This window comes from Clostridium sp. D43t1_170807_H7 (assembly GCF_015555905.1).
GTDB lineage: Bacteria > Bacillota > Clostridia > Clostridiales > Clostridiaceae > Clostridium.
In genome coordinates this window covers 53,847-66,365 of record NZ_JADNLK010000006.1, presented here as the reverse complement: position 1 = coordinate 66,365, position 12,519 = coordinate 53,847, and the positions used below count along the sequence as shown (strand labels likewise).

Here is a 12,519-nt window from a genome sequence, read left to right as displayed (position 1 = left end):
TTTATAATATATTAATCAAGGGCACTATATTCTTTAAAAGAATCATATCCTTCATAAACATCTATATGAATATTTTCTAAATAATTTAATAATTGCGTAGCTTCTGAAATTGTTTTACATTGTATGCTTTTATGCTTATATTTTTGTCCATCTTTAATTACAAAAACAACTGTAGCTTTACTGAATAACCTATCTCGTATTAATATATTTTTATCCATAATATCTCTATATGCTGCATATATACAATTAAGATTACAAATTGCTGGATTATCTTTTAAAAGGATTAAATAGTCTTCAATAAATATAAATCTCTTTCCTCTAAAATTAATATGTTTATCTTTTAGTTGCTCTAATATAAACTTTACAGATTTATCTTTAGATTCTATTAAATCTGCATCATAAAATTCTATTTTGTTATCCCTAAAGAATTTAATCATATTTACAACTGATTTAATTATACTAATAGCCATACCTATAAATAATAAATACATAACTCCAGCTGCAACAAACACAAATATTACACCTGCTAATAGTGAATTTTCATCATTCTTTAGTGCAAATCCTACAAATGTTAGTGGTATTGCAAATACTAATGCAAATACTCCATATCCTATACTTGACAGTATATCCTTTATAAATCCATCTTTTATTTCTTCTACTAAATACATTTTCCCCTCCTAAAACTTCTTCTACATTATAAATTCCTTTAGAATAATCTAATCCTGCTCCACCCTAAAATTAACCTATTATTCTTATCACTTTTCTCTTCATCTAAAGTTACTATATTTCCTTTTCTTTATTAATATGTTCAGGTTGTAGAAATTATTATAATTTTTATAAATCATAAATTTCATAAAAGTATATAAAATAAAAAAACTCAGCTTATACTGAGTTTTATCACTTTCATCATCCAATACTACATATTACATTATAATTAAAGATTACATATCTTCTATATACTTAAACACTATATCCATATCACTTAGCTTCTTATTAACTCTAAGCTTATATTTAAAATTCTTATTTTCTATAAAAATTAAACTCATTACTTCCCACAATAATACTGTTCCTCCAGAATTCAATAATGATGTAAGTAAAGATTCACCTTTAAAATTCTTAATATTATACCAAAAAGTTAAAAGAATTGCTGCAGCAATCATATAATATCCAATTCTTATTATACCCATAACACTTAACTTTTTTTCTCTATCTAAAAATTCCTTATATGAATTTATTATACTTATCCTAGATACTTCCTCTTTATTTTCATCCTTAACCTGTAGTGGCATATTTATTTCTAATTCAACGTAAATATCTTTCAACTTATATGGTACTCTTAAAATATATTCTTGAATCCATCCATCTAAATCAGCATTAATACTTCGCTCTTTAACTTCTCTATAATCAAATTCTCTAAATAACTCTTCATAAGAATCAACTTTAATTGGTATTGTACATTTAACTTTTTCTTTTAAATTATCACTCATAATTTTTGCTCCTAACTATCATATATCCCCCTTATTACATTTTTTCTTATTAATGCTACTTTTTATACATTTTCTTTTTAAATAATTATTCCCTCTTTTTTCCTGTTCCTCCGGGGAACAGACATTTATTTCCATATCATATTTACTCACAAAAAAATGAGAGTAAAAAACTCTCATAATTATATTTTTTCTATTTTACATTTATGTTCTTTAAGTTTTGAATCATAACATATAGCTACTGCTAGTACTTCATTATTTTCATTTTTAAACTTTTGCACATATTCCTTTTCTTTAATTTGTTTTAATGCTACATCTACATTTTCATCTTTCTTAAGTTCTACTATAAAAGCCATATCCCTTTTTCTTCTAGGGTGAAAAGCAAAATCAGCATATCCCTTTCCTGTCTTTTCTTCCCTTTCTACACGATAAGTATCTCTTGCTGAAAGATATGCTAACGTTAATACACACGATAAGGAATTTTCATCATTATATTGCAATATTGGAATCTCTGAATTATGAATGTCGTGAAGTATTTTTTCTACTGTTTTTATATCTCCATTAACAGTAGCTTTTAACATCTTCCTTGAGTTTTCTATAATTCTTGATACTTCTCCAAAAGATTCATCTTTAAGAGCTTTTTCAAATTCTTTCATTAGCTCTCTATTAGGAATCCTTAAATATCCATCATGGTAAGATAAGAAACCTAAAATAATCATTGCAGAGTAAATTTCTTCTTTAGTTCTTGGTTCTCTCTGACCTGCTCTAAATTCTTCATCTATAAATATATCTACTTCTTCACCTGATACCATTTCAATAACATCTTCTCTAATTTCTAAAGTATTATACTTTAAATAATCAGTAACTTCATCCATAGCTCCTGTGTTTGTCCAGTAACTTTCACAATATCCATTTTGAAGCGCTTTTATTACTGAACGTGGATTATATAATTTTTTTCCTTTAGTAGTTAAATACCCATTATACCAACTTTCTAACTCTGAAAACTTAATTTCATCATTTTTCTCACACAAAGCTAATACTTCTTCATTTGTAAAGCCAAAATACTCATCATATATTCTATCTTTTAGAAAAGTATACTCATCAAACATATTTAATGCTGACCCACTTGAATATTTCTTAATAGGTAGTACTCCTGTCATATATGCAAGTGCAACATAAGGTTGATCCTTTAACAACTGTCTTATAAATTCTAAAAAGTCATTTTGATTATTTTCAAAAAGATTGTTAGTAAAAATATAATCCCACTCATCAAAAATAAAAATAAATTTATCATTTGTAGCATTTAACATATGGTTTATTGTAAAATACTCACTTGGATCAATCTGTGGATACTTATCACTTATATCCTTTATTAAATTTGCTTTAATCATTCCTATATAATCATCATATGTATTACCCTTATGGGATACTTGATTAAATGAAATACTTAGCACATTATATTTATTTAAATGTTCTTTGTAACTTTTATCTTTACTTATTTTTAACTTATCAAATATATTATGTGAATCTACTGCCTTTGAGTAGTACGCTCCTAGCATATCTGCAACTGATGATTTACCAAATCTTCTTGGCCTTGTTATACAAACATACTTACTCTTAGTTGAAACTTTACTATTAAGGGATTTTATTATCTCTGATTTATCTACAAAATAATATTCTCGAGCAAGTTCACTATAATTCTCAAAAGGTGCCTTTGTATTTAAATATATAGCCATACTTTCCCCCTAAAACAATTAATATATAATAATTATACCCTAATTATTATTTTAATAAAACATATTATCCTTACTTATATACATAAAAAAATCATAATGTAAATCTAGGCTTTCTACCATTTTCAATTCAATACTTTTTTATTAAGTCCAAATATTCATCTATCAATAATTCTTGATACGCTGCCCTTTTATTTATTCTTAATTCATTAATCACTTCATCTAACTCACTACAATTAATTTTATTTAATTGACTCATGCTCTTTTCTTCAATAAAATTATTAGACATGGTATTTAAATAACTTTCCTTAGTATAATTTAAAAACTTAACCTTCTCTTTATATCTTTTCTTAATCTTATATGCAATCATTAAACCTTCTGGATCAAAATCTCCTGCATAATATATATTTTTTAAGTTTCTAATTTTATTAAGTACTATATATGAAGATAAATTTAGTTGTCCACTAGTACAAATTAATGAAATATTGTCATCACTCATCTTTAATATCTTATGAAAAACTGCTGGATTTTCAAATATAAAAACTGTATTATTTATAGATTCTAAATAATCTATTTTCAATAAATTACTTATAGATATTTGTAATGGTTCCTTCCATATATTAAAACTATTAATTGCCTTAACTTCACTATTATCTCTATTAAAAGCATTTAATCCATAAATAGTTGTATGATTTGATATTTCATCTTTTAATATACCAACTTCATAATATAATTCATTAATTTCATTTATATCTTTAGGCTCATCTTTATTAAGAATAAATGATATAGCCTTTATAAATAATCTTCCTGTAAATTTATCAATATCAAAAAAATGAGAATCCTTTGTATTTACTGCTGAAAATACTGCTATATTTTCATATTCATTATTTAAATATGGAAGTTTATTTAGTGAATTAATTGTTAAAATTATTCTTTTATTTAATTCCTCTAATTTATTTATTTCCTTTTCACTTTTATATTTCCTTATAATAATGTTATATCCATATTTTTTCTTATATAAAACTTCAAGAAACCATTGTCTACCAATACCATTATCACAAGCTTTTAATATATCATCATAAAATTTTTCTTCTTGATTCTTTTCTTCATCTTTAATTTCTTTATTAGTCTTTAGTTCTTTCCCAACTACTTTAACTAACAACTCTTCAAAGCTATACTCTTTTAATTTTCTATTAAATAACTCTCTTACTGTACTACACTTTATCTTAGCTTTTCCTTCTGTCAATACTTTTGAGTCAAAATTAGATAGTATTCTTCTTTCTTCATTATTGGCAGCTTTTAAATTAAAGCTGCCTGTAATTTTTCCATACTTTTTATATTTACTATATACTTCTGAAAATATTTTTTTATAAATATTATTACTATTTATTAAATCTAATGATTCTTTCATATAAATCTTCCTATTTCTTTTATCTAAATAACTTTATTATACTTCTATCTTAGTTTCCATTGATTTAACTTTTCCATTCCAGTGATATTTTATAGGAAGTACTACTTCTTCCCCTTGTCTAATAAGCTCATAAATAGCTAAACTCTTAACACTTTCATAAGTTCCCCAAAGAACTTGTGAGTTAAGTACATAATCTAGTTTTAGACTTTCAATAAGTTCAAACATATATCCAATATTTTGATCATCTACACCTGCAAAAGCCTCATCTAGCGCTATTATTCTAGGACAATCCTTCTTATCTGCTCCATTATATCTAGCATTAACAGCTGCAAATAATGGAATATACATTGCCATAGCCTTTTCCCCACCTGATAATCTAAAGAATGCATTATCTGTTAATTCCCTTTTAGGTTCTGATGATTTTGAATACCATAATTGAAAATCAAACCACTGTCTATAATCTAAAACATCACTTATTATTCCTTGATAACTTCTTATAGTTCCATTTTCTTCTGCAATTCTTTTTTGTTTCTTTAAGGTTTCTTTAAAGTGATTTGATACCTTTTCTCTTTGTTCATCACTCATAAAATCTGGTGTTCCTAATATTTTAGTAAGCTCTCTAATATCTAATTCTTCCTCACTGCTTGCTTTCTTAGGTATCCACTTTAAACTTAACTTAAATTTATTTGATGTGTTCATATCTTCCATTAACTTATTAATTTGATTAACCCATGAAGTTGCTAAATGTATTTTAGCATTTATTTTAGTGCTTAATGTATTAATTAATGTATCTTCAAATACTTCTCTTTCTTTATCACTAATTAATAAATTTTGCACTTCTATAGTATCATTTAATTCTTCAACTAAAGAATATATACTAACTACTTTTCTGTTAAATCTAACTTTTATATCTGTTCTTACTGCCTCTGATAATATCTCATTTATCTCTTCATCTTCACTTTCATCATAATTATCAAAAATATCTCCTGAAGTTAAGGAATAATCACTTAAATCACCTTTAAATTTATTATAAACATCAAATAATTTTGATAATGTATTTTCCTTTTGAGATATATTAAAACTTTCGTAATTCTTCATAATATATACTACTGCTTCTTCTACTGTAAGGTTATCTAATTCTTTTATATATTTTAAATTTAACTCATTTTCTAAAACTGTAGTATAAACATTTAATATATTATTTTCCCTTGTAATTTTCTTTTCAAGAACTGAAAAGTTATTATCTAAGCTTTTTATTTTTTCATCTGATCTTACAATATTTTCTTTTATATTAGAAATTTTATCTGGATATAAATTAATTATGTTTGTAACTTCATCATATTCTTTTTCAAGTTCACCTAAATTTAACTTTAATAAAGTTTCCTGCAATGAATTTATAGTATTATTCTTATAATCTATCTTATCTTTTACTATTAATAAGTCCCCATAAATCGAGTCCATATCTTCATTTAATTCATCTATAATTTCATTAATTCTCTTTATATCTGATTTTTTATGTCTTAAATTTGTTACTTTTTCTGATAAGTCTCCTATAACTTTGCTATACTCTGTAATATTCTTAATAGCATTATCATAGCTTTCCTTATTTTTAGGAATTTTTATATATTCAGTTGCATTAAATACCTTAATATTCAATTGATCTAATTCACTTTTTACTTTTAATAATTTTTCTTCTAATGAATTTAAAGTTTTTTCTAAAACTTCTAATTGATTTTTTATTTCATTTATAATTTTAATTCCAACTTCAATGTCATTTATTTTAGGGAAATTATCTATTTCTTCTTGAAGTTTATTTAACTTTTCTTCTGTAAATAATATTAATTTTTCTATATTATTTAACTCATTTTCTATAGCTTCTTTTTTAATATTTAACTGCTCTATTTTCAGTTTTCTAAAATTTTCTCTTGATTCTAAACCTATATATTTTAAATCATAGTTTTTATAAGAACCACCATTTATTATTCCTATTCCAAAACTTAAATCATCTTTAATAAATGTATTATTTTTATTGTTATTATCTATTGATATACTTTTTAATATTTCTTCTATTTGACTTTTATATTTTTCAACAAAACGATTATTTTCTAACACTAAATCATCTTTAATATTAGATATTTCTTCTGATTTTTCAGCAAATATTATTTTATATTCATGCCCTTTTAAACATTCTAATGATTTTTCTTTATATTCTAATGGTATAATAAGACTATTTAATATTCCCATATTAAATAAACTGCCTTCTATATTAATTTTTCTTTCCTCTGATATTTCATCATTAAAGTTTATACATTTATAAAAATTTTCAAATGGTATATTATTATTGCTTAAAATCTTTTTACAATTGACTATTTCTTCTGTATCTTCTATTAATTCTTTAGAGGTTTCTATTGATAAAATTTCATTATTTATATTATTAATATCTTCTTGTAGTGATTTTTTCTTATTTTCTAGTGTAATTTTATTTTCAAAAATATTATGTCTAATAGGCTCACTAATTTCTTTAATAGTATTTAATATATTGCTACAATTAGCTATTTCTTTAATATCATTAATTTCTTTAAATAAATTTACTAATTCTTTTTCATCTATATTAAATTCTGTAACTTTTCTTAAATATTCATTAACTTCTTCTATATATTCACTTTTTAAATTTGTTAAATATTCAATTGATTCCTTTAACTTATTTTCTGCATATTCAACTTCTCCCTTTTGGAAATCTCTTTGCTCTTCTACTGTGTTAAATTCTTTTTTAGAGTTATCAAACTGTAAAATTAAACTATATGCATCTCTAACTAATTTATCATACTCATTAATACTACTTCTTATATCTTCAAAAATAAAATTATCATTATTTAAAATACCTTTAAGACCAAAATCTTCTTGAATATAACTTTCTTCTCTAAAGTATTCTTCATCATCTAATAACATCTTTACTTCATTTATTATATGACTAACTTCTAAGTCTAAATTTTTTATTTCCTTATCTCTTTTTATTTTATCATCATTTTTCTTATTATATTTTTCTTGATTTTTATCACGAGCAGTTACTAATTCTTTTAATTCTTCTTCAGCTTTACATAGCTTATCTCTAGCATTAAATCCTTCACTATTTTTTAAAACTTCTTCTTTTATTTTTGCTGCATTTAATTTATTTATATATGTCTCAAGCTCACTTTTATTTTTTTCAATATCTTTTAATATTTCTTCTTTTTCTAAATTTAAATTTTCTAAATCTATATTTAATTTTTTAACTTGAGTTTTTTTACTATAATAATTTCTACTTTTATTATATAACTCACTTAAATTATATCTATTAAAAGAATCTCTTATTTTTATAGCTGATTCTCTGCTCTTTTTTAATTCTTCAAGCTTATTATTAAGACTATCCATATTATCCATAGCTTCAGACATAGTTCTTAAATCATCTTCTGATAATAAACTTAATGAACTTTTTAATATTTCATATATAACTGTTGGTTTAAAATCTTTAGATAATTTAGGACTTCTTACTTGTATTAATAAATTTAATAAATCCTTATAACTATCTATATCTGAATACCCAAATAAATGTTCATTAACCTTTTCCATATATTCTTTAGGACTTGTTGTATATATATTTCCTTCTCCTAAAGCATTCTTAAACTCTTTATCTGTTAAGGCAAACTTCTTTCCTTCTCTTTTTTTATAAAGTTTAAGCTCCTTATTAATTCTTCTTCCATCTTTTAATATGAAATGCCAACAATCTAATTTTTTGCCCCGTCTAGCTCTAAATCCTATTCCAATGGTTAAGTATGTATTTGAAGATGGTTTTACAAATTCCATATAAAGATATGCTATCTTATCATTTTCCTCTTCATTTAATAGTAAATAATTTTCTATTTTTCTAGCACTTGATCCAAATGGATCTAATCTACTTGGTCTTTTATCTCCATCTAATAATAATGGAATAAAACTTTGAGTAGTTACTGATTTACCACTACCATTAGTTCCTCTAAAAATAATTTTTCCATTTGATAACTCAAACTCTTCTTCATCGTAATACCAAAAATCAAATAATCCAAACTTATTTGCAATCCATCTATCACTCATCTTTAGCCTCTCCTTTATAATCTTCTGGATATTCACCTAAAACTTTCCCAATAATAGGCATAAGTATAGTGAAATCTTTTTCTTCTCTTATCATAGAAAAATCTTTCATAAAGTTTCTTATTAAGTTTATAAAAACTTGATCACTTACATCTCTTAATGTCTTTGTAAATCCATGACCATGAGCTTTTCTTACTTCAATAATAAATTCTTCAAATTCTGAATTACTCATAATAACCGTGTCATTATCTTCCTTTTTAAAGTTGCCTGAGTTAATATTTCTTCTTACTTCCTTATTAATAAATAAAACTGCTGCACTTTCACCTTTTTTATTTGGGAAAATATCTTTAACTTCATTTGAATTTTCTAAAACTGCTAATGCTCCATTTTTATGAATATGAATATCCCAACCTAAATTTTCTTCAAAAGTATTTCTAATAAAACTTCTCTTGCTTTTAATATAATCATAATCTCCATTATCATTTTCATCATTATATACAACAGGAGATAAAAGCAATCTTCTAAAAACTCTATTTTTTCTAACGGTTCCCAAATCCTTGCTTATGCCTGAAAACTCATCACTTAATAAATCTTCATAGCTTTCACTATCTTCTATATCTTTACTAAATCTTCTTACTATATATCTTGATAATCCTGTACTTTCGTATAAAACATCTCCAGTTTCACTTTTTGAAAATTCTTCTTCACTACCATCATTTTTTTTAATTATTCCAATATCTATGGCAAATTTCATAACCTTTATTAAACTTTTTCTATTTTTAAATATAGTCCATTCTATCTTTTCATCTGGATAATTATGCTCTATATATTCTGTAATGCTAGATAAAATAAATTGTTCTTCCTTATTCTTATCCTCTAAAAATGTAATTAATAAAATAAAAAATATGTATTCCTTAATTTCAGTAAATTCTTTTATCCCCATCCATTCTTCTGGAATTCCTGGAATCTTTTCAAGTTTTATAAAATCATCTTTTATAATTATGTCATAAGCAATATTATCATAAATAAAACTTTTATATTTATCTATATTATCTTTAATGTCATAATATAGCTCTTTATCTCTCTCTTTTAATATCAAATAGTTTTCTAATAAATCAACAAAATTCATTCTTTAAACCTCTTCTTTAAAAATAATCTCATACGCAGGCATAATAAAGTCTCCATCTTCACACTTTAAAGTTATTTTTTCTGTTTCATTCTTATTTACTACCTTATAGTATCTTCCATATTCATTCCTTACCCAAACTTGATCTTTTTTATTTAAACTATAAGATAGCCAAGTTAAAAATATTCTTCTTTCTTCTGCAGTAATATTATCTAATTCTTTAAATGATAATCTATTATTTACAATCTTACTTTCAATAATTTCTTTTTCTCTTTTTCTCTTTTCTAATATTTGCTTAGCCATAACTTTTTTAGCTTCTGTTTTTTCCTTAACTGAATTTCTATTAGCTGTTTTTGCTCTATATCTATTACTTGGTTGTACTACTATAGTTGTAGCTTTTTCTTCATATATTCCACTATTAATATTTTCTGTTTCTCTTTCAATATCACAACCTATATGCTTTGATGACATTACTCCAAAGACTACTGATGATAATTTATGCGCTTCATTAATATCTGCACATTTATTAAACATCTCAATTAAAGCCTTATATTCTCCCTTCCTGCTTCCCCCTGAAGTTTGCATTTCTACTATTTGCAAAGCATATCTTGTTATTTTTCTAATAATTTCACTAGTACTTTCTAAAAGATTATCAGCCATAGAAATATTTCCAAAAGATCCAATAAACCATTCTCTCATGCTTAGGTATCTTCCATAATGTAATTCATAACTTTCTTTTTCATCATAATTAATATCTAAAGTTATATTTTCTTTTTCATACTTTATAATATTCTGAACAATCCACCTAATTTTAGCTTCTTCATCATTAATATGATTTAATAAATACTTTATATTAGGTACATTTATTTGTAACCCCTTGATAAACTCTCTTAAGTATTTTATAAAACTTTCTTTAAATATTAAAAATTCATTAGTTTTTAGTAACTCCTCTGTTTTTGGAGAATAAAATTTGCTAATATAATCTTGATAATTTTCATTTAAATGCTTAAAATCTCTATTTAACATTTCCCACCATGAATATATTTTGCTACTGTCAAACTCTTCGAGAACTTTTATTTGCTCTAATGTTTCTTTAAATCTTTCAATTAATGAAATTTCTAATGATCCTCTAGCTGTTTCTTTAGTACTTTCAATTTTTATTAAGGTTCTTTCTAACTCAATTGTTGTTGAAGATAATTGATATCTAAATTTTCTATTCTTAAATTCCTCTAAAGTTTTAGTTTTTGCTGTATCTTGTATGGTAATAAAATTACCCCAATACTCTAGAGAATCTAAATCTTGCTTTAAGTTATCTAATGTATATTCCTCAAATCCATTAACTTTTTTAATATCATCAAAAATTTCTTCTTTGTACAGTGAATACTTCATTTTTTCATATTTTTTATATGCAATTCTTATTATTACTCTATATCTAAATGTATTTTCCATACATAGATATGATGCCTCAGTAATCTTCTTAGTTGTTTTTGAAGTAATATTTAACATATTTATCGCCTACCATTTTTACTTTTATTAATATATTTTATTATTTTACCATAGTATATTTTATTAATTATTCCAAATATTTTTCTTTATTAAGATATCCTACATTTATTTCTATATTATAATTTTACATAAAAAAGGAGCTATCGCAATAAAGGGTAAAAAAATCCTCTAGAATTAATTAACTTAACTCTAGAGGCTTTTTATACTCTTTTATCTTATCTGAAATATTATTATCAGTTTTTTTGTTCTTACAATCCACAGAATAGCTCCATATTCAATTAATCAGTCCATACCTTACCTATAATAGAATACGCTCACATCTCTCAAATAGTAATCTATATCGATATCATAATTCCTTTGAAATACAGTCACATTTTTTCCATCATCAGGAACAAACATAACATCTGTGTAGCCCCCATCTACATTTTTGAACTGAGAATCCATATAATACAGGTATGGTTCAATCCACTCAAAATACTCTGAATCCGGTGCTTGATAAACATTGTTTGCCCAATTAATCCTCAAGTTTGAGTCTTTTTCTCTAATTGCCACACCAAATTCGTAAGCACTTAGTGGTGTATCCTCAAGCATTGGAATTGCACCCCATTGTCCGTCAATGAAAACCCATTTTTTCAAATCCTCTAAATATACTTCAGCTCCAACATGACCAGCTCCGACTTCTCGGGTTTCTACATCTTTTGTCTTTAGACCCAACTGACGGCATTCAAATCCTAATGCATTAAGGCATCCACTAATAACAGTTCCATACTCTACACATCTATATCGTTGTCCATGATTAATTACTTGATCAAGTATATACATTGGATCACCTTGTTCTGGCTGATTCATTCCATCATGGTTCCACAACCCAGACACCCAATTAGTAATAGTTTTGACTTTCTCATAATCAGACTGACAATTTTCTGTCAACTTTTCTAACTCATATGTGTCACAAAGTTCTTTAAGATAATCATCTGGATATGGACACCAACTTACAAAAGAATTCATGACTTCAGTCTCTTCCAATATAATATCAGTTGCAACCTCATTAATATTTGCGCTATCATTCGTTCTACATGCGTATAAGCTTAACATAAGTAAAATGCACAATAATATAGCTCCTTTTTTCCTCATAAGAATCTCCTCCATAAA

8 protein-coding genes are annotated in these 12,519 nt (G+C 24.8%); all 8 read right to left on the bottom strand.

The window, feature by feature from the left end; all coding sequences use genetic code 11:
• Positions 1-11 precede the first annotated feature (11 nt).
• Positions 12-668 (bottom strand): hypothetical protein, encoded by a 657-nt coding sequence (locus I2E98_RS05310; protein ID WP_195467929.1) that lies wholly within the window; start codon positions 666-668, stop codon positions 12-14.
• 273 nt (positions 669-941) lie between these two features.
• Entirely contained in the window at positions 942-1,487 is a 546-nt protein-coding gene (locus I2E98_RS05305; protein ID WP_195467928.1) for a hypothetical protein, read from the bottom strand.
• Positions 1,488-1,666: 179 nt separating this feature from the next.
• Positions 1,667-3,220, bottom strand: a complete 1,554-nt coding sequence (locus I2E98_RS05300; RefSeq protein WP_195467927.1) for an AAA family ATPase — start codon at positions 3,218-3,220, stop codon at positions 1,667-1,669.
• Positions 3,221-3,347: 127 nt separating this feature from the next.
• The gene (locus tag I2E98_RS05295) at positions 3,348-4,628 is read right to left on the bottom strand and encodes a TIGR02679 domain-containing protein (protein WP_195467926.1); all 1,281 of its coding nucleotides are present in this window, start codon (positions 4,626-4,628) and stop codon (positions 3,348-3,350) included.
• A 36-nt stretch (positions 4,629-4,664) separates the two neighbouring features.
• Positions 4,665-8,738 carry a TIGR02680 family protein gene (locus I2E98_RS05290; RefSeq protein WP_195467925.1) on the bottom strand — a complete coding sequence of 1,358 codons (4,074 nt, stop codon included), beginning with the start codon at positions 8,736-8,738 and terminating at the stop codon, positions 4,665-4,667.
• On the bottom strand, positions 8,731-9,864 hold the full coding sequence (locus I2E98_RS05285; RefSeq protein WP_195467924.1) for a TIGR02678 family protein: 1,134 nt from the start codon (positions 9,862-9,864) through the stop codon (positions 8,731-8,733). Before I2E98_RS05285 ends, I2E98_RS05290 begins: the two co-directional genes overlap by 8 nt.
• A gap of 3 nt (positions 9,865-9,867) precedes the next feature.
• Positions 9,868-11,367, bottom strand: a complete 1,500-nt coding sequence (locus tag I2E98_RS05280) for a TIGR02677 family protein (protein ID WP_195467923.1) — start codon at positions 11,365-11,367, stop codon at positions 9,868-9,870.
• Positions 11,368-11,661: 294 nt separating this feature from the next.
• Positions 11,662-12,501 (bottom strand): transglutaminase-like domain-containing protein, encoded by an 840-nt coding sequence (locus I2E98_RS05275; protein WP_195467922.1) that lies wholly within the window; start codon positions 12,499-12,501, stop codon positions 11,662-11,664.
• Positions 12,502-12,519: the final 18 nt, after the last annotated feature.

What these genes read in the sequence shown, in the direction of transcription:
- I2E98_RS05310 (WP_195467929.1), bottom strand. Translation starts at nt 668, where the DNA reads ATGTATTTAGTAGAAGAAATAAAAGATGGATTTATAAAGGATATACTG.
- I2E98_RS05305 (WP_195467928.1), bottom strand. Translation starts at nt 1,487, where the DNA reads ATGAGTGATAATTTAAAAGAAAAAGTTAAATGTACAATACCAATTAAA.
- I2E98_RS05300 (WP_195467927.1), bottom strand. Translation starts at nt 3,220, where the DNA reads ATGGCTATATATTTAAATACAAAGGCACCTTTTGAGAATTATAGTGAA.
- I2E98_RS05295 (WP_195467926.1), bottom strand. Translation starts at nt 4,628, where the DNA reads ATGAAAGAATCATTAGATTTAATAAATAGTAATAATATTTATAAAAAA.
- I2E98_RS05290 (WP_195467925.1), bottom strand. Translation starts at nt 8,738, where the DNA reads ATGAGTGATAGATGGATTGCAAATAAGTTTGGATTATTTGATTTTTGG.
- I2E98_RS05285 (WP_195467924.1), bottom strand. Translation starts at nt 9,864, where the DNA reads ATGAATTTTGTTGATTTATTAGAAAACTATTTGATATTAAAAGAGAGA.
- I2E98_RS05280 (WP_195467923.1), bottom strand. Translation starts at nt 11,367, where the DNA reads ATGTTAAATATTACTTCAAAAACAACTAAGAAGATTACTGAGGCATCA.
- I2E98_RS05275 (WP_195467922.1), bottom strand. Translation starts at nt 12,501, where the DNA reads ATGAGGAAAAAAGGAGCTATATTATTGTGCATTTTACTTATGTTAAGC.